The sequence below is a fragment of the Streptomyces polyasparticus genome (assembly GCF_014493765.1).
Lineage (GTDB): Bacteria > Actinomycetota > Actinomycetes > Streptomycetales > Streptomycetaceae > Streptomyces > Streptomyces polyasparticus.
The window spans coordinates 91,425-110,251 of record NZ_JACTVJ010000012.1 but is presented as its reverse complement, the minus strand read 5'-3'; the positions used below and the strand labels follow the sequence as shown (position 1 = coordinate 110,251).

Below are 18,827 nucleotides of genomic sequence, written 5' to 3'. Positions count from 1 at the left end.
CACACCAACCGAAACGGAACTTGCCTCGGTTGAGCACGAATTACCCCGTACCGTCCGGCGAATTCGAGTCCTTGGCTTGAACAACACCCCCCGAAAACCGCCCTGTTGATCTAGGGTCGGCAAAAACTCCCCGCAGTCGCATGGGAGTTCGGCTTCAGGGAAGGGTTCACTCCTCGTGGCAGTTGTCTCCAAGGCCCTCGAGCGGAGTGCACCGTGGTGAAGCGCCCCGGCATCTCCCTCACCGGCCGCTCCGTCCTGTGGTTGTGCCTTGCCGTCCTCGCCTCCGCGGCCGCCGGTACGGCGGCGCTGCTCACGGGAGTCGCCGGGGAACGCGCCCTGACCATCGGCCTCGCCGCGCTCGGGCTCCTGCTGCTGATCTGGAGCCTGTCGGCCGTACGGCGGCTCGCCGGTGCACAGACCGAGCGCGCGCGGCTCGCGCGCACCACGGCGGCGCGGGACGAGGAGCTCGCCCACCTCGCCGCCGTACGCATGCCGGCCATCATCGAGCGCGTCAACGCCGGCCACCGCCTCGACGGCGTCCCGGGCCCGCTGCACACGTCCGCCGAGCTCGGCGAGGAGTTCGCCCGCGCGCTCGACGAGCTCGCCGGCGCCCTCGGCTCCGACGAAGCCGTACGGCGCGAGCGCGCGCTCCGCGACTCCGTGCAGGCGGCCTTCGAGTCCGTGGCCCGCACCATGCACGCCATGGCCACGGTGCAGCAGCAGGTGCTCGACCAGGTCGAGCGCGACATCGTCGACCCGAACCTGATGGCCCGGGTCATGAAGGCGGACCACGCGGCCGCGCAGATGACCCGCAAGGCCCAGACACTCCTGGTGATGTGCGGGGTCTGGCCGGCCCGCAGGGAGACCCAGCCGGTCTCCCTCTACGACTGTGTACGCGGCGCCATGTCGCGGATCGTCGAGTTCGGACGGGTCGAGGTGCACGGCGGCCAGACGCTGTACGCGGCGCCGCCCGCGGTCGAGGGCCTGATGCACGCCCTCGCCGAACTCCTGGAGAACGCCACGGTGTTCTCGCCGTCGCCGTCCAAGGTCATCGTCTCGGTACGGGAGGTGGGGGCCGGGGCCGTCATCGAGGTCGACGACGCAGGTCACGGCATGCCGCCGGACGTCCTGGAGCAGGCCACCGCACAGCTGAGCGACGACCTGGACCTCGCCCGCCTCGGCGCCGTGCCCCGCCTGGGCCTGGCGTGCGTGGGCCGGTGGATGCGCGAACTCGGCTTCGACGTCCAGCTTTCCGGCACGTCCGCGTACGGCGGCACCCGCGCGGTCACGTTCGTGCCGTACCGGCTGCTGACCGAACCGCTGTCCAACCTGGCGAGCCCGGCGCGTCCGCAAGCCGTCCAGGACCCGGTTCGTGCGCAGGCTGCCAGTGCGCAGTTCGCCCAGGAAGCACCCGTACATCAGCGCAGCGCCGACTACGAGCCCGTCCCGCAGCGCCCGGACCCCGACGCCTACCGACCGGATCCGGCCACTGGTGACCCGTCGACCGCACCCGGCCCCGCCGCCTCGGAGCCCGGCCTGCCGCGGCGGCGCAGCCGCCGGACGCTGACCAACTCCCCGGCCCGGCACGCCGCACCGCCACCCGCACCGGCCGCCCCCGCCGAGCCCTGGACCCCCGAGGCCGCGCGCGCCTCGATCTCCAGCATCGTCTCTGGCACCCTGCGCGGCCGCCGTGCCCCGGCCGCCTCGTACGGGGAGGCCGACTCCGCCTCGTACGGGCAGACCGACCCCATCCCGTACGAGAAGACCGGCGCCTCCTCGGACGCCGGGCCCACTCCGTACGGAGAGACCACCCCGTACGGCGACGAGACCGCCACCGGCACGACCGGCGGCACCAGCACGACCGGCGGCACCGGTCGGCACCCCGTGGACGGCAGCGCAGCCGGGACGGCGGACGAACTGCCCATGTCCAGCACTGCAGATACACCTGACGGAGGCCAGCCGTGACCGGCACCATCGCTCGACTCCCCGACCTGGGCTGGATGTTGCACCCGCTCACCGCGATCCCCGGGGTGCGGCACGCGGTCGTGGTCTCCGAGGACGGGCTCCGTCTCGGTCACGCCTCCGCGGAGGACCTGGCGGGCCCGGTCGCCGCGCTGAGCGTCGGCGAGGCGGAGGCGCTGTCGGCCGCGAGCGCGGCCATGACGATGACGGGCCGGTCCACGGCAGCGCTCTTGTTCGGCGAGGGCGCCCGCATCCGGCAGATCATGGTCGAATCCGACCTGGGATTCGTGCTGTTCACGCATGCCGGCGTGGGCGCCCAGCTGGGCGTCGCCACCGACACCGCGGCGGACGTGGGCCTGGTCGCCCAGCAGATGCAGCTCCTGGTCGCGAAGATCGGTGCCCAGCTGAGCAGCCGGCCCCGGGATCAGGCCGCCCCGACGTCATGACGAATGGTCCCTGGGAACGAACCTCCCCCGTTCGCCCCTACGTGATCACCGGCGGGCGTGCCGAGTCGGCGGGCGAACCGCTGTCCTGGGAGTCCCTGATCATGGCCACCGACGCGGCGTTCCCCGCCACGCTGCAGCCGGAGCACCTGGCGATCCTGACGCATTGCCAGGGGCTCCTTTCGGTCGCCGAGGTGGCCGCCCACCTCGGGCAGCCGCCCTCGGTGCTCCAGGTGCTGCTCGCGGATCTCCTGGAGTGGGGGCTGATCGTGACGCGCCCGCCGATCCCGCCGGCCGAACGTGCCGATGTGACCATGCTCAGAAAGGTCCTCAGTGGACTCGAAAGCCGACTTTGAACCGTGGCCGGAGGCTCCCGCGCACCCCGGCCAGGGGGCCGCGGGGCGGGCCGCGGCAGCCGCTGACCCTGCTCCGGGCGGCGGCAAGTACGTCGCGTCGAGTGTCAGGGGCGCCGCGAAGATCCTCGTCGTCGGGCCACTCGGCGTGGGCAAGACCACGCTGATCGGCACCGTGTCGGAGATCAAACCGCTGTTCACCGAAGCGGTGATGACGCGGGCCGGCGCGGCGGTCGACACCCCGGCGCAGAGCACCAAGACCACGACGACCGTCGCGCTGGACTTCGGCCGGATCACCATCGACGAAGACCTGGTGCTCTACCTGTTCGGCACCCCCGGGCAGCACCGCTTCCTGCCCGCCTGGCGCGACCTGGCCAAAGGCGCCCTGGGCGCGCTCGCCCTCATCGACCCACGCGACGTGGCCGCGTCCTTCGACGCGCTCGGCCACCTCGAAGACCTCGACCTGCCGTTCGCCGTCGCCGTGAACGTCTTCCCCGACAGCCCCCAGCACACCGAGGACGAGCTGCGCATGGCCCTCGACCTGCTGCCGGGCACGCCCTTGGTCCGGTGCGACGCCCGCGACGGCACCTCCTCCAACCAGGCCCTGATCGCCCTGGTCCGCCACCTCATCCTTGCCGCCACGGAGTCACCATGACCATGCCGCCGCACACCTCCGCAGCCGCCGGATCCGGCTGCCCGGTCACCGGCGCCGCCGCGGGCGGGGGACCGGCCGCGCTGTACGGGCCGGGCCTCGACGGCGACATGATGCCCGCCCTGTACGAACAGCTGCGGGCGGCCCATGGGCCCGTGGCCCCGGTGGCCATCGCCCCGGGCGTCGACGCCTGGCTGGTCATCGGCCACCGCGAACTGCTGCAACTCACCCGCGAGGAACAGGACTTCTCGCACGACCCCCGCCGCTGGACCCTGCTGCGCGAAGGCAGGGTGCCCGCCGACTCACCGCTGCTTCCGATGGTCGGCTGGCGCCCGGCCCTGCTGTTCACCGACGGACAGCAGCACCGCCGGATGCGTACCGCGGTGGCCGACGCCCTGGCCGGCATCAACGGCCATGAACTGCGCCGCAGCGTCCGCGACACCGCCGAGCACCTGATCGCGTCGTTCGCCGCCCGCGGCACGGCCGACCTGGTCGCCCACTACGCACGGCTGCTCCCGATGCAGGTCATCACCCAACTGCTGGGCGTGGACACGCAGACCGGGCGCGCCCTGGTCGAGGCGATCGCCGGCACGGTCTCCGCCACCGCGGACGCCGCCGAGGCCAGCAAGCGCATGGCGGGGATCCTGCTCCGGCTGATCGACGAGAAGCGCCGGGACCCCGGCAACGACATCACCTCGGCGCTGCTGCACCACCCGGCCCGGCTCACCGACGAGGAAGTGCTGCACAACCTCGTGGTGATGTTCGTCGCCGGCAACCAGACCACGGTCAACTGGATCGCCACCTCGCTGCGCATCCTGCTGTGCGACCCGGCCTTCCGCTCCTCGCTCACCGGCGGCCACCTCAGCGTGGACGACGCCCTCGACCTGGTCCTGTGGCGCTTCCCGCCCACGCAGAACTTCCCCGCCCGGTACGCCACCCGCGACATGACCTTCGGCGGACAGCCCGTCCGCGCCGGCGACATGCTCATCCTCGGGCTGGCCGCGGCCAACGCCGACCCGAAGATCCTGCCGCCCGACGGTCAGCCCGTGGTGGGCAACCGCTCGCACCTCGCGTTCAGCGCGGGCCCGCACACCTGCCCCGCCCAGGATCCGGCCCGGCTCATCACCCGTACCGCCATCGACACCATCCTCCACCGGCTGTCCGACCTCGAACTGGCCGTCCCGGAGAGCGAACTCGAGTGGGTCAAGTCCCCGTGGAGCCGCGGCCTGGCCGCACTCCCGGTCCGGTTCACGACCCCTCAGCCGCGTACGCCTGTCACCCAGCCGACCGACCCCCCACCACGACGAGCGGCAACTCCCCACGCATCCCGCCCGACCACCTAGCCATCAGGAGCCCCTCGTTGGAGAACACCGCCCGCACCCCGCACCGTATGGACCCGGCCGGCGGCTGCCCGCACGCGGCCAACGCCCGTCTGCTCGCCGAGGGCGCGGTCGCGTCCGTGGTGCTGCCCGGCGACGTGGCGGGCATGGCGGTCCTCGGCCATGACGCGCTGAAGGAGTTCCTCGCGCATCCCGATGTCGCCAAGAACGCCGCCCACTTCGCGGCCCTGCAGGCGGGCGAGATACCCGAGGGCTGGCCGCTGCGGACCTTCGCCACGGTGCCCGGGATGACCACCGCCGACGGCGCCGACCACAAGCGTCTTCGGTCCCTGATGAGCCGCGCCTTCACCCCGCGCCGTATCGAGGATCTGCGCCCCCGGATCGAGAAGCTGACCGCGGACCTGCTCGACAACCTCGCGCGCGCCGCCGAGGACGGCGACGGCGTGGCGGATCTGCGCACCCACTTCGCCATGCCGCTGCCGATGGGCGTGATCTGCGAACTCCTGGGCGTGGACGAGGAACACCACACGCGGCTGCACCGCCTGTCGAACCAGATCGTCGCCACGGACATCAGCCCCGAGCGGTCCCTGGCCGCGAACCAGGAGATGCTCCAGGCCCTCGGCCAGGTCGTCGCCGCCCGTACCCAGGACCCCGGCGAGGACCTCACCTCGGCCCTGATCGCCGCCCGCGAGGAGAACGGCGACCGGCTCAGCCCGCCCGAACTGATCGGCACCCTGCTGCTGATGATCATCGCCGGGCACGAGACCACCCTGAACCTGATCACCAACGCCGTACGGGCCCTGTGCACGCACCGCGACCAGCTGGAGCTGATCACGTCCGGCAAGGCCACCTGGGCGGATGCCGTCGAGGAGACCCTGCGCTGGGACAGCCCGGTGAGCTTCTTCCCGTTCCGCTATCCGACGCGCGACCTCACGCTCGACGGCACCGTCATCCCGCAGGGCACGCCGGTGCTCGCCGGATACTCCGCCGCGGGCCGCGACGCAGACGCCTACGGCCCGGACGCGGACCAATTCAAGGTGGACCGCGACCGCACCACCCGTCACCTGTCCCTCGGCCACGGAGCGCACTACTGCCTGGGCGCGCCGCTGGCCCGGATGGAAGCCACCACCGCGCTCGAGCAGCTCTTCGCCCGCTTCCCCGACCTGGACCTCGCCACGGCGGAAGCAGACCTGCCCCGCCACTCGTCCTTCGTCGGCAACAGCGTGCACAGCCTGCCGGTCCGCCTGAGCTGAGGACTTGGGGTTCCGAAGCCGGCGCGGTGCGGATACGTCCACGTCGTGGACGCACCTGCACCGCGCCGCCTCACGCGGCAGGCTGCTGCCGCCGACCGGACCCCCTTTCACCTGGAGCAGGACATGACCCTCGCCGAGATCCCCGGCTCGAAGTCCATCACCGCGCGGGCGCTGTTCCTCGCGGCTGCCGCCGAGGGCACCACCGTGCTGCGCCGGCCGCTCGTCTCCGACGACACCGAGGGTTTCGCCGCAGGACTCGCCGCGCTCGGCTACCGGGTGGAGCGCGAGCCGGACAGCTGGCGGATCGACGGCAGTCCGGGCGGACCCCCTTCGTCCACGGCGCAGGTGTACTGCCGTGACGGCGCCACGACCGCCCGGTTCCTGCCCGTGCTCGCGGCGGCCGGCCACGGCACCTATCACTTCGACGCCTCCGCCCAGATGCGCCGCCGCCCGCTCGGCCCGCTGAGCCAGGCGCTGCGCGCCCTGGGCGTGGACCTGCACCACGAGGGCGCGGAAGGCCACCACCCGCTGAGCGTCCTCGCGAACGGTGTCCAAGGCGGCCGACTGCTCCTGGACGCGGGCGAGTCGTCCCAGTACCTGACGGCGCTCCTGCTGCTCGGCCCGCTCACCGCGGACGGGCTGCGCATCACCGTCACCCGCCTGGTGTCGGCGCCGTACGTGGAGATCACCGTGGCCATGATGCGGTCCTTCGGCGTCGAGGTGCGCCGTGAACAGACCGCCGAGGGCACGGTGTTCACCGTGCCGCCCGGCGGCTACACGGCCACGACCTTCGCCGTCGAACCCGACGCCTCCACGGCGAGCTACTTCTTCGCCGCGGCCGCCCTGACCGGCCGCGAGGTCACCGTCCCGGGCCTCGGCAAGGCCGCGTTGCAGGGCGACCTGCGTTTCATCGAGGTCCTTGCGCGCATGGGCGCCGAGGCGGAGGTCGGCGAGGACGCCACGACCGTACGAGGACGCGGGCAACTGACCGGTCTCACCGTCAACATGCGCGATATCTCGGACACCATGCCCACCCTGGCGGCCCTCGCGCCGTTCGCGTCCGGACCGGTCCGTATCGAGGACGTCCACAACACCAGGGTCAAGGAGTGCGACCGCCTCGAGGCCTGCGCCCAGAACTTGCGCCGGCTCGGTGTGGAGACGCGCACCGGTGACGACTGGCTCGAGATCCACCCCGGCACACCGCGCGGCGCCGAGATCCGGACGTACGGGGACCACCGCATCGTGATGTCCTTCGCGGTCACCGCCCTGCGCACCCCCGGGATCTCCTTCGACGACCCCGGCTGCGTCCGCAAGACCTTCCCCGGGTTCCACGATGCGTTTGCCACGCTGAACCGCCAGTGGGAGTCGGCCGGAGCCTGAGGGAGCCTCAGGGACGGTTGCCGGATCCGATTACCTTTCTGCCTCACACGCCAAAATCTATGTTGGCCAAAGTAGACATTGGGTTGTGTGGTGGCTATGGTTTCTCTCGTAACCGAGTCAGTGAAGCCCGGCAGAAATGAACTGCCGGGCAGCAGTACCCGCAGTTGCAGTCCGCAGGACGGTGCGGCGGTGGAGTTGCGAAGCCAGGTAGTTGAAGGACGGCGACGGGACTGACCGCCGGACCGGGTGGCCCGCAGTGATGAGGGGCCGCCATCAGCAGTACCGCAGTTCAGGGAAAGCAGTACCCGCAGTAGTTGGCAACAGCTCGGTGAAGGCGCAGGCTGCGGGCGCGCGCACCGAGAGGCCGGTCATCAGTTCTCAGCCGGCAGGCGGCGCTGGCACAGGCCGCAGTGCAGTACGCAGTACGCAACACAGCAGTATCCGCAGTGAGCAAGTGATCCCAGAGGAAAGAACGGAGGAGCCGTCGCCATCAGGATCGCCCGGGAGGAAGTGCTGACCCCGGGTACCGCAGGACATCGCAAGTGAGGTGGTCTTCGGTCAAGCAACCGCGATCCCCGCGCCCCCGACGCCTTCCAGGTCGGGCATGCGGAAACAGAAGGCCGACGCAGGATTACGGTCGGCAGATGGTGTAGCAGTTCCTTCGGGGCCCGGGCGCCAGTGTGCGCCCGGGCCCCTCGACGCGTTCCCGTGAGAGGTGCAATGACAGCAGACGACTCGTTCAGCCGACTCGATGACGACGACTACCCCGCGTACACCATGGGCCGGGCCGCCGAAATGCTCGGCACGACCCAGGGCTTCCTGCGTGCGATCGGCGAAGCCCGCCTCATCACCCCGCTCCGTTCCGAGGGCGGACACCGGCGCTACTCCCGGTACCAACTGCGCGTCGCCGCCCGCGCCCGAGAGCTCGTCGACCAGGGCACGCCCATCGAAGCGGCCTGCCGCATCATCGCCCTCGAAGACCAACTCGAAGAAGCTCAGCGCATCAACGCCGAATACCGCCGCACTGCCGCCGCATCCGCGAAGCCGACGACCGCGGCCTGAGGCGGTTCAGCCCCCACCTTCCGGGCGTCTCGCGATCGTGCTCGCCTCGCCTTTCGCGGACTCGCCCGACTGCGGAGTGGCCCCTGGGAATCACCGACGCTTTCCCGGGGGCCCGCTGCCGTGATCACGCTGGGCCTGGACGGAGTTCGGGGGCCGGCCCAGCTACGACGGGAGTCATCACGCCTTGGCGATTACCGGGGCGTCCGCGGCCTCGCAGGGGAGTGCGGAGTCCGCCTGGTCGGAAGTCCGCCTGGGGAGCAGGCGCAGGGCGACGGCTCCGAGCACGCTGTGCAGCAGCGAGGCGACCACCACCACGACGTGCAGCCCGGTGACGAAGGCGCCCCGTGCGTCCTGGACCACCGCCGGTGCGAGCGAGGGGAGTCGGAGCGTCTCGTCGAGCGTGGGGGCGAGGTCCGGGCCGTGGAGGCGGAAGAGCAGCGCGGAGAGTGAGCCGAGGAGCGCGATGCCGAGTGCGTTGCCGATCTCGTTGCTGGTCTCGGCGATCGCGCCGGCGGAACCCGCCCGCTCTGCGGGGACCGCTCCGACCGCGGTGTCCGCGACGACGCTGAAAGAGAGGCCGTAGCCCAGACCGGTGATCACGGTCGAGGCGACGTACCAGCCGATTCCGCCCGTGATCGCGGTGGGCAGCATCAGCAACAGACCACCCGCGATGGAGAAGTGGCAGGCGATGAGCGCCGCCCGCTTGCCGATGCGGTCCACGACGGAGGGCGTGACGATGCAGGCCACCGTGAGGACCGCCGCGCCCGGAAGCGCCAGGAGTGCCGCGTGCAGGACGCTCAGGCCGAGCACCGACTGGAGGTAGACACCCGCCAGATACGCCGTCGCCGACCACGCGGCCAGTGGCAGCAGGCCCGTGATGATCGCGATCGTGAACACGCGGTCGCGGAAGAGGGAGAAGTCGATCAGCGGGTGTGCGAGGTGCCGCTGACGCAGGCTGAAGAACGTCAGTGCGGAGACGCCGAGGGCGATCGTGGCGACCGGAGCGGCCGACAGCCCGTCCGCGGCCAGGTGCTTGACGCCGTAGATCGTGAACAGCAGACCTCCGGCGGAGGTCACCACGCTGAGCGAGTCGATCCGGCCGGTGCCGCTTGGTCGGACCTCGCGCAGCAGGACCGGAGCGAATACCAGGAAGAGGACGATGACGGGAAGGTTGACGAGGAACACCGAACCCCACCAGAACTGTCCGAGCAGGGCGCCGCCGACGACCGGCCCGACGGCGAACCCGGCGGCGAAAGCGGCGGCGAAGATGCCGATGGCCTGTGCTCGGCGCCGGGGGTCGGGGAACAGTTCGCTCAGCACGGCGAGGGCCGAGGGCAGGAAGGTCGCACCGGCCACGCCCATGAGGGCCCGGCAGGCGATCAGGAGTTCCGGGGTCGACGCGAACGCCGCCCCGGCAGAACCGAGTCCGAACACGGCCGCCCCGATCATCAGGAGCTTCAGCCGACCGTAGCGGTCACCGATGCTGCCGAAGGCGATCAGGAGCGAGCCGACGGCGAAGCCGTAGATGTCCAGCATCCACAGCGCCTGGTCGGCGGTCGGCGAGAGTGCCTGGCTGATCCGAGGCATCGCCAGGAACAGGATCGAACCGTCCATGGAGACGAGGAGAACCGGGCCGAGGACCACGCCGAGCCCGAGCCATGCCCGCAGGCCGGGTGCGTGGTGCGCATGCTGTGCAGTCATGCCTCGACGCTCCGCCACGGCGCGGCTGGCAACCATCCCCGTGCCGTGGGTACACCCGACAGGTACACCCACGAGTCCGGACGGCGTCCTAGGCTCACCCCCATGGAGAGCCTGGGAACGTTCCTGAAGAGCCGCCGTGACCGGGTCACCCCGGCCGAGATCGGGCTGCGTACCTACGGCACCTCGCGCCGCGTTCCCGGCCTCAGACGGGAGGAGCTCGCCCAGCTCGCCGGAGTGAGTGCGGGGTACTACACGCGTCTCGAGCAAGGGCTGGCCGAGACCGCGTCAGCGCAGGTGCTCGACGCGCTCGCCCGGGCGCTCGAGCTCGATCAGGTGGAGACGGTCCACCTGCACAATCTGGCCCGGCAGCCGATACGTACCGGCCTGAGCGAACCGCCGCGCGAGGAGCCCCACCGGCGCGTCCTCGCCCTCCTGGACTCACTCGGCCAGGCCACACCGGCGGTCGTCCTGGGCCGGCGCGGCGACGTACTCGCCTGGAACCGCACAGGCCACGCACTGCTCGCCGAGCACATCCCCTACGAGGCGCCACGGCACGCGCAGCGGCGCCCGTCGGTGCCCCGGATGTTCTTCCTCGATCCGCACACCCGCGCCCTGTACCGCAACTGGGCCGAACTCGCCAGCATCCATGTCGCCTACCTGCGGCTCACGGCGGGGCGCTATCCCACCGACGCCCGCCTCGCCGAACTGATCGGCGAACTGACCATGCGCAGCGACGACTTCGCCACGATGTGGGCCACCGGTGATGTCTCCGACTGCACCGTCGGAGCCATGGACCTGCGCCACCCCACCGTCGGCGCCGTGAACGTGGATTACCAGGTCTGGCTCCAGCCCGACAGCCCCGACCATCGCGTGGAGATCTACACTCCCAACGACCCCGCCTCCGCGGACGCGTTGCGCGTCCTGAACCAGCAGAGCGGCCGGACCGCCGAGCCGGAGCCCGCGGCACGGTTCGGACAGCACTGAATCCACGGGCGCTCCGGCGCGACGACGCCCGCCAGGACGTCTCCCGTACGGCGCCCCGTGAGTGTGTCTTGACTTCACAAGACCCTCGCGCAAACCTCACCGGGCACTCGCTCAAGTCCCCTGCATCAGCGGCCAGTTGGCCTGCACGCGCACCGCTCGTCCCCGCGACTCCCTCATCCTCAGGAGCGATACGCCATGCCCGAGAACGCCTCAGCCGAACCCCTCAGACCCTCCCGCCGCAGCGTCCTGGGCGCCTCGGCAGCCGCCGCCGTGGCCGTCGCCGCCGGCCTGCCCGCGGCCGCGCACGCCGCGGACCCGCCCGTGGCGGGGGAGTTCGATGTCGTCGTGGTCGGCGCGGGCGCGGCCGGTATGACCGCCGCGATGACCGCGGCGGCGCGCGGCCTGAGCTGTGTGGTCGTGGAGAAGGCGAGCACCTACGGAGGATCCGCGGCCCGCTCCGGAGCCGGCATCTGGATACCGAACAACTCCGTGATCCGAGCGGCGGGCGTCCCCGACAGCCCGGAGAAGGCCGCCACCTATCTCGCGGCGGTCGTCGGCGACGAGGTGCCGCGCGCCCGGCAGCAGGCGTTCCTCGACCACGGACCCGCGATGCTCGACTTCGTGATGGCCCGCAGCCCGCTCAAGTTCCGCTACATGGACGGATACAGCGACTACTACCCGGAGCTGCCGGGCGGCCTTCCCGGCGGCCGGTCCATTGAGCCCGACCTGCTCGACGGCCGCATCCTGGGCGCCGAACTCGACCGTCTGAACGACCCGTACATGCCGGTGCCCGACGGCATGGTCGTCTTCAGCGCTGACTACAAATGGCTCACCCTCTCCCTGGTGAACGCCAAGGGCTTCGCCGTCGCCAACGAGTGCCTGGCACGCGCAGCGAACGCCGCCCTGCACGGCGTGAAGCCGCTGACGATGGGCCAGGCCCTGGCCGGCGGCCTGCGGGCGGGACTGCTGCGGGCGAACGTCCCGGTGTGGCACAACTGCCCGCTCACCGACCTGCACATCGAAAACGGCGCCGTACGGGGCGTGGTGGTGACCAAGAACGGCGCCCCGGCCCTGGTCAAGGCCCGGCGCGGCGTGATCGTCGGCTCCGGCGGCTTCGAGCACAACGCCGCGATGCGCACCCAGTACCAGCAGCAGCCCATCGGCACTGCATGGACGGTCGGCGCCAAGGAGAACACCGGCGACGGCATCCGCGCCGGCGCCCGCGCGGGCGCCGCGCTCGGTCTGATGGACGACGCCTGGTGGGGCCCGGCGATCCCGCTGCCCGGCGAACCGTACTTCTGCCTGGCCGAACGCACGCTGCCCGGCGGCCTGTTGGTCAACCAGCAGGGCGCGCGGTTCGTGAACGAGGCGGCACCGTACAGCGATGTCGTGCACGTCATGTACGAGAAGAACGCCACCGCGCCCGACATCCCGGCCTGGCTGATCGTCGACCAGAACTACCGCAACCGGTATCTGTTCAAGGACATCGCGCCGACCTTCGTCTTCCCCGACGCCTGGTACAAGGCGGGGGCGGTCCACAAGGCCTGGTCCCTGGACCAGCTCGCGACCGCCATCGGCGTTCCGGGCGCCGCCCTGAAGTCCACCGTGAACCGCTTCAACTCCCTTGCCAGAGCAGGCGAGGACCCGGACTTCCACCGCGGCGACAGCGCCTACGACCACTACTACACCGACCCCGGCGTCACCCCGAACTCCTGCCTGGCCCCGCTCTGGCTGGCCCCCTTCTACGCCTTCAAGATCGTGCCCGGCGACCTCGGCACCAAGGGCGGACTGCTCACCGACGCCCAGGCCCGGGTCGTACGCGCCGACGGCTCGGTGATCCCCGGCCTGTACGCGGCGGGCAACGCGAGCTCCGCCGTCATGGGCCACAGCTACGCCGGCGCCGGCTCGACGATCGGCCCGGCGATGACATTCGGCTACATCGCAGCGAACCATCTCGCCGACTGACACCGGTCGATGGGGCGGGCGCCGCTGCTGTCGGTGGCATGCGGCGCCCGCCGGCGCGCGGTGCACCGGCTCCCCTCCGGAGCTCCGCGCGGGGACACCGTTTCCTTCGGTCTACGGGGCGCGCGGGAGTCGCCCCGGTCGGCGGACCGGCAGGAGACGGTGAAGTATTCGTGCAGGGGATGCGGCAAGTGCCCTGATGGGCGATCCGCACTAGGGCGGGGGAGTGGGGGACGGAGGTCCCGTGGCGTCACGCGGACCGGCAGTGACACGATCGACTCCCGAGCAGGCCGAAATCCTTGGTGCAGCCGCTCCCTGACCGGACCCTGCAGCGACTGTAGCCGAGTCGCACTCGTCGGCGGAAGTCAATTCAGCTGCCCCGCACGGTAGTTGGCCGTCTCCGTACCTCACGTGAGCGACTTCGGTGAGAACGGCGTACGCACAGGCCATCGATGTGCTGGGACCGCTCGAACCGGTTTGAGGCGACACACGCCGTGGCACCCGCCAAGTGGCCGTTCCCGCAGTCCGATGCGGTGGGTCCGTTCCTGCTCAAAGGCTCCGAGGACCGTCACGATGAACGACAAGCACTCCGACGAACTCGACCCGGCGACCCTGCAGCAGCTCCATGCGCTGTTGCTGGGCGCGGAACGACTCGAGGAGTTCCTCGGCGACCTGGTCCATCTCACCGTGGACGCCTTGCGGATGCCCGTCTCGTGCGGAGTGACCCTGGAGACGGAGCACCGGCCCGCCACGGTCGTCTCCAGCGACGCACTCGCCGAACGGCTCGACCAGGAGCAGTACAGCCTCGGCGACGGCCCCTGCCTGGACGCCTTGCGCCGAGGCCAGTTCAATCACGTGCCCGACATGGCCGCCGAGGAACGCTGGGCGCCCTTCCGCTCCCTCGCGCTGGCCCAGGGCGTCCGCAGCTCCCTGTCCACCCCGCTGATCATCCCCGGCCACGAACGGGCCACAGGCGTCTTCAACCTGTACGCCCAGGACACCGACGCCTTCGACGAGATCGCCCGCGCCAAGGCCGCCTCCTTCTCCGGATACGCAGCCGGAGCCCTCGGCGTGGCGCTCAAGGTCGCCCATCACGTCGAGTTCGGCGAGGACCTGCGTGCCGCCCTCGCCACCCGCCCGGTCATCGACCAGGCCCTCGGCATCATCATGGCGCAGCAACGCTGTGACGCGGAGAGCGCGTTCGAGATCCTGCGCCGCGCCTCCCGGAACCGCAACGTCAAACTCCACGCGGTGGCCCGCGGCATCATCGAGGCCGCCTCCGGCAAACCGCCGAGCGCCCCGCCGTTCAATCCGCGCGTCTAGGAGCGCGGTTCACCAACACCGCCCGGGCATACGGTTGATCGCCGAACAGGCAAGATCGCATACTCGGCCGATGGGAACAGTGGCGGCGTTGCGCCGGTACCCGGTGAAGTCCATGCTCGGCGAGGCCCTGACGACCGTGCAGGTGACGGAGCAGGGGCTGACCGGAGACCGCATGCTCGCCGTGCTCGACGACGCGGGTGCCGTCGGCAGCGCCAAGCATCCCCGCAAGTGGGAGCCCCTGCTGCGCTGCCGGAGCCGGCTGGCCGGTCACGAGACTGCACAGGTGGAGCTGCCGGACGGCACCGTCCTGCCCGCCGGGACCGCGGAACTCGACGCGCGCCTGTCCGACCTCCTGAGCCGCCGGGTGTCCGTGTCGGACAGCCCGCCCGACCACGGCACCCTCGAACGCGAGGTGCCCGAGTACGACGGCGGCGTCCCCGACCGTGCGCGCGAGGGAGCGTCCGTGGACGAGACCGGAGCCGCCATCACCTCGGGGCACGTCGCCTCCGGCACCTTCTTCGACTACGGCAGAGTCCATCTCGTCACTACGGCGAGCCTGCGGCGCCTCCGTGAAGTCCATCCCGCAGGGGACTTCGACCCGCGTCGCTTCCGGCCCAACCTGGTGATCGACCTCCCCGGCGGGCCCGGGTTCCCCGAGGACTCCTGGCCGGGCTCGACTCTGCGGATCGGTGAGGCCCTCTTCCGGGTCACGCTGCCCACGCCCCGGTGTGTGGTCCCGACCTTGAGTCACGGCGAATTGCCCGCCGCCCCGGGCATCATGCGCGCGGTGGCCCGTGAGCACCGGATACCGGTCCTCGACCTCGGCCGGCTCTCCTGTCTCGGCGTCTACCTGGACGTACTGGAGCCCGGTGCGGTCCGGACGGGCGATCCGGTGACCGTGGGCACGACGGGACAGCTTCCGGATGGGCGATCCGGTGACGGCGGGCACGGCGGGATAGCTTGACGGTGGGCACGCCGGGATAGCTTGACGGTGGGCACGCCGGGATAGCTTGACGGTGGGCACGGCGGGATAGCTTGACGGTGGGCACGGCGGGATGGTGCAGCACACGCCTGACGCCCGCTCCACAGGACAAGCCCCAGGTCACGCCCCGCGCAGCGAACAGCACCGCTCGGCATGCACGCCCCGCGCGCCCGTTCGATCATGGACAAGTGCGTGACCAGGAGGCGGGCAGCGGACGCGGGGCGGTCGACGCTCCGGGGCTGTGCCATTCCCCGGCGTTCGACTGGGAGGCCATTCTCGCCGCCGTCGGACCGGCCGACCCCGCGGTCGGCGACGCGATCGCCCTGCTGCGCGGCGTCCTGGAGGGCACGGAGGCCGGGATCGCCGTCTTCGACACGGAGCTGCGCTACCGGTACGTCAATCCGCACCTGGCCCACATGACCGGCCTGCCGGCCGAGGCGCACCTGGGACGCACCCCCGCCGACGTGATTCCGCAGGTAAAGCGCTCCGACGAGCTGCTGCGCGCGGTGCTCACCGACGGCCGACCACGCCAGATGATCCTCGCCGGGCGGACCCGGGCCGACTCCCCGTACCGGCGCCGCGAGTGGCGCGCCACGTACCACCGCATCAACGACCGCGAGGGCCGGGCGGTCGCCCTGGTCGGGATCGGTCTCGAAGTCAGCGGACCGCGCCAGTACCTCCACGAGCTGGAGCGCGCCCATCAGCGCCTGGCCCTGCTCGACGCGGCGGTCGCGAAGATCGGCACGACGACGGACGTGGCCACGACCTGCCAGGAACTGGCCGACGCCGCCGTTCCCGGACTCGCCGACGCCGCCGGCGTGGAGCTGCGCCCCGACGAGGCATCAGCAGCCCACGAACCCGCGCCGAAAGGCGTGCTGAGGCTGCGGCGCACGGCCCTCGCGGTACGCCCCGAGCTCGGGCATGTGCCAGGGCTCTCGGGACCGGCGGGCAGCTACATCGACTACCAGCCGGGCGCCGCGATCCGCCAGTGTCTGGAGTCGGGGCGGTCCTGGCTGCGCAACCGCCTGTCCCCACCCGAATGGCGCGCCCTGGCGGCCCAGCCCGAACTCGCCGACGCCTACCTCGCGGCAGGCATCCACTCCGCCCTGGTCGTCCCGCTCGCCGCCGACGGGCACGTCCTAGGCACGCTCTCCCTCGCCCGCGCCGGCACCTCCCCGCCGTTCTCCAGCGACGACGCCGTCGTGGCCCGGCAACTGGCCGCCCGCACGGGCCGCGCCCTCGAACGCACCCTGCGCTTCAACCGCGAACACGCCATGGCCCTGGAACTGCAGCGCGCCCTGCTCGCAGAGCCGGGCCGCGCCTTGCCCGCCCTGGACACCGAGGCCCGCTATCTGCCCGCCGACAACCAGCTCCTGGTCGGCGGCGACTGGTACGACACCGTCGCCCTCGACGACGGCCGCGGCCTCCTGGCCATCGGCGACGTGATGGGCCACGGTGTCGAGGCCGCGGTCGCCATGAGCCACTACCGCTCCATGCTCCGCGCCCTGGCCCAGACGGGACTGCCCCCGCACGAGATCCTGCGCCACGCCGACCGCATGGTCGCCGACTCCGGATTCGACCGCGTGGCCACCTGCCTCCTGGTCCTCGCCGACCTGCGCAACCGCACCGCCTCGTACGCCAGCGCCGGCCACCTGCCACCCGTCTGGTTCAGCCCGCAGGGCCGGGCCTCCCTCGTCCCCGTACCGGTGGGGCCGCCGCTCGGCACCGGCCTCGGCCGCTATCCGCACACCACGACCGAGTGCCTGGACGACGGCATCCTGCTCCTGTACACGGACGGCCTCATCGAGCGCCGCGACGAGGACATCGACGCCTCCCTGAAACGCCTGACCGACCTCGGCCCGGACACCACCGGGCCGCTCAACACCTTCCTCGACCAGACCCTCTCCGCCCTCGCGCCGGAAGGCACCGACGACATCGCGCTCCTGGCGGCCCGGGCCCGCACCGCCTGAGCCCGACGCTCACCCGGCGCACCGAGGCTCCACGGCATGCACGGAGGACCAACTGCCCTTCGCCACCCCGAGGGCATGCTCGGCCAGACGCAGGTGCTGGACATCGGACGTGCCCGCCGGGGCGTACATATGGTGGGCGTCGCGCAGGAACCGCTCGATCGGCCGGTCGGTGAACAGACCCGCGGCCGCATGGATCTCCATCGCGTCACGCGCCGAGTCCAGCGCGGTCTCCACATTCACCACCTTGGCGTTCATCAACTCCACGTCACACGGCAGCCCTTGGTCCAGCAGATGTACGGCGTGATACGCGGTCAGCCGCGCGGTCATCAGACGGGACTGCATCTGCCCCAGCTTGATCTTGATGTTGGGAAGCGCGTACAGCGGCTTGCCGTAACGTTCCCTCTCGGTGCAGAACCGGCTCGTCTCCTCGACCAGCGCCTGGTGGATGCCCAGCGAGACAGCAGTGAGATTCGCGCGTCCGTAGAGCACACTCGACGCATACGCGACAGCCAGGCCGTCACCTTCCTCACCGAGCCGATTCGCCGCGGGGACCCGGCAGTTGTCGAAGACGAGCTCGCCGAAGCTGAAGCCGTGCAGCCCCAGCGTGGGCTGCTCCGCGGCCACAGTGCAGCCGGGCCGGTCGCCCTCCACCAGAAAGGCCGTGAGCCCGCCCGACCCCGGACCGGTGCGCACGACCACGCCGTGCAGGTCCCCGACATGGCTGTTGCCGACGTACACCTTGCGGCCGTCGAGCACGTAGTCGTCGCCGTCGCGCACCGCGGTGGCGGACATCCCGAGCACGTGCCCGCCCGACCCGTGCTCCGTCACCGCGATCGTCGGCAGACACTCGCCGGCGGCGATGGCCGGCAGCCAGGTCTTCTGCTGCACCTCGTTGCCGTAGTGGAGGATCTTCGCCACGCCCAGCTGGGAGGCCTGCGCCATCGCCCCCATCGCGGCGCTGACCCGCGAGAGTTCCTCGATGATGACGGTCTTGGCGAGATGCCCGGCTTCCATACCGCCGTACGCGGCGGGGACGGTCACTCCGATCCAGCCCTGCCGGGCGATCTCGCGTGACAGCTCGTGCTGGACGGTGCGGGCGGTCTCCATCGCGGCGATCCGGGGGCGTATCTCGCTTTCGGCGAACCCTCTGACGTGCTCGCGAAGCCGCTCGTGACGAGCACTGGTGAAGCATCCGCTGACCGTGGGGGTCACCGGTAACCGAGCCTGCGTCGATATCAACACAACTCCCATGCCTCCGAGGGGATTTGGTGTGCTGCCGCTGTCATGGTGGGCCCGTGTGCGTACATCTGCAAGCACGCCTGCAAGAACATGTGCACTTACAGATGCAAGTGCACCGGTCTGGTGCGTGTGGACTCAAGGGGCCGATGGGGACGTTGCCCCGCAATACGCAGGCGTGGACGCGTGACGGCCGACGATGGAGCGATGGGTTGTCGGCGTGT

At 71.2% G+C, this 18,827-nt stretch carries 15 protein-coding genes; 13 read left to right on the top strand and 2 right to left on the bottom strand.

The window, feature by feature from the left end; genetic code table 11:
• The first annotated feature begins 216 nt into the window (after nt 1-216).
• The 8 genes from H9Y04_RS25045 to H9Y04_RS25010 all read left to right on the top strand — a co-directional run bounded on the left by H9Y04_RS25045 (nt 217) and on the right by H9Y04_RS25010 (nt 8,445).
• Nucleotides 217-1,965: an ATP-binding protein gene (locus tag H9Y04_RS25045; RefSeq protein ID WP_438818148.1), complete on the top strand. Its 1,749-nt coding sequence runs from the start codon at nt 217-219 to the stop codon at nt 1,963-1,965.
• Nucleotides 1,962-2,408 carry a roadblock/LC7 domain-containing protein gene (locus tag H9Y04_RS25040; protein WP_187816263.1) on the top strand — a complete coding sequence of 149 codons (447 nt, stop codon included), beginning with the start codon at nt 1,962-1,964 and terminating at the stop codon, nt 2,406-2,408. Before H9Y04_RS25045 ends, H9Y04_RS25040 begins: the two co-directional genes overlap by 4 nt.
• Complete coding sequence (locus H9Y04_RS25035; RefSeq protein ID WP_187816262.1) at nt 2,405-2,761, top strand: DUF742 domain-containing protein; 357 nt, start codon at nt 2,405-2,407, stop codon at nt 2,759-2,761. The genes H9Y04_RS25040 and H9Y04_RS25035 overlap by 4 nt, the downstream gene beginning before the upstream one ends.
• Before the next feature lie 121 nt (nt 2,762-2,882).
• Nucleotides 2,883-3,413, top strand: a complete 531-nt coding sequence (locus tag H9Y04_RS25030; RefSeq protein WP_308801103.1) for a GTP-binding protein — start codon at nt 2,883-2,885, stop codon at nt 3,411-3,413.
• Nucleotides 3,410-4,753: a cytochrome P450 gene (locus H9Y04_RS25025; protein ID WP_236071366.1), complete on the top strand. Its 1,344-nt coding sequence runs from the start codon at nt 3,410-3,412 to the stop codon at nt 4,751-4,753. Before H9Y04_RS25030 ends, H9Y04_RS25025 begins: the two co-directional genes overlap by 4 nt.
• A gap of 47 nt (nt 4,754-4,800) precedes the next feature.
• Nucleotides 4,801-6,003, top strand: coding sequence for a cytochrome P450 family protein (locus H9Y04_RS25020; protein WP_187816485.1), 1,203 nt, complete (start codon nt 4,801-4,803; stop codon nt 6,001-6,003).
• Between the two features lie 123 nt (nt 6,004-6,126).
• The gene (gene aroA / locus H9Y04_RS25015; protein WP_187816484.1) at nt 6,127-7,383 is read left to right on the top strand and encodes a 3-phosphoshikimate 1-carboxyvinyltransferase; all 1,257 of its coding nucleotides are present in this window, start codon (nt 6,127-6,129) and stop codon (nt 7,381-7,383) included.
• Nucleotides 7,384-8,103: 720 nt separating this feature from the next.
• The gene (locus tag H9Y04_RS25010; RefSeq protein WP_187816260.1) at nt 8,104-8,445 is read left to right on the top strand and encodes a MerR family transcriptional regulator; all 342 of its coding nucleotides are present in this window, start codon (nt 8,104-8,106) and stop codon (nt 8,443-8,445) included.
• A gap of 177 nt (nt 8,446-8,622) precedes the next feature.
• Here H9Y04_RS25010 and H9Y04_RS25005 read toward each other — a convergent pair whose 3' ends face one another.
• A complete protein-coding gene (locus tag H9Y04_RS25005; RefSeq protein WP_187816259.1) occupies nt 8,623-10,146 on the bottom strand; it encodes an MFS transporter in 1,524 nt (507 codons plus the stop codon).
• Between the two features lie 102 nt (nt 10,147-10,248).
• Between H9Y04_RS25005 and H9Y04_RS25000 the strand changes: the two genes are divergently transcribed.
• From H9Y04_RS25000 to H9Y04_RS24980, 5 genes are all read left to right on the top strand, one after another.
• Nucleotides 10,249-11,130 (top strand): helix-turn-helix domain-containing protein, encoded by an 882-nt coding sequence (locus H9Y04_RS25000; RefSeq protein ID WP_187816258.1) that lies wholly within the window; start codon nt 10,249-10,251, stop codon nt 11,128-11,130.
• Between the two features lie 195 nt (nt 11,131-11,325).
• Nucleotides 11,326-13,095, top strand: coding sequence for a 3-oxosteroid 1-dehydrogenase (gene kstD / locus H9Y04_RS24995; protein ID WP_187816257.1), 1,770 nt, complete (start codon nt 11,326-11,328; stop codon nt 13,093-13,095).
• Nucleotides 13,096-13,665: 570 nt separating this feature from the next.
• The gene (locus H9Y04_RS24990) at nt 13,666-14,415 is read left to right on the top strand and encodes a GAF and ANTAR domain-containing protein (protein ID WP_187816256.1); all 750 of its coding nucleotides are present in this window, start codon (nt 13,666-13,668) and stop codon (nt 14,413-14,415) included.
• A 70-nt stretch (nt 14,416-14,485) separates the two neighbouring features.
• Nucleotides 14,486-15,379 (top strand): MOSC domain-containing protein, encoded by an 894-nt coding sequence (locus tag H9Y04_RS24985; protein ID WP_187816255.1) that lies wholly within the window; start codon nt 14,486-14,488, stop codon nt 15,377-15,379.
• A gap of 206 nt (nt 15,380-15,585) precedes the next feature.
• Nucleotides 15,586-17,367, top strand: coding sequence for a SpoIIE family protein phosphatase (locus H9Y04_RS24980; RefSeq protein ID WP_308801088.1), 1,782 nt, complete (start codon nt 15,586-15,588; stop codon nt 17,365-17,367).
• Nucleotides 17,368-17,376: 9 nt separating this feature from the next.
• Here H9Y04_RS24980 and H9Y04_RS24975 read toward each other — a convergent pair whose 3' ends face one another.
• Nucleotides 17,377-18,618 carry an acyl-CoA dehydrogenase family protein gene (locus tag H9Y04_RS24975; protein WP_187816254.1) on the bottom strand — a complete coding sequence of 414 codons (1,242 nt, stop codon included), beginning with the start codon at nt 18,616-18,618 and terminating at the stop codon, nt 17,377-17,379.
• Nucleotides 18,619-18,827: the final 209 nt, after the last annotated feature.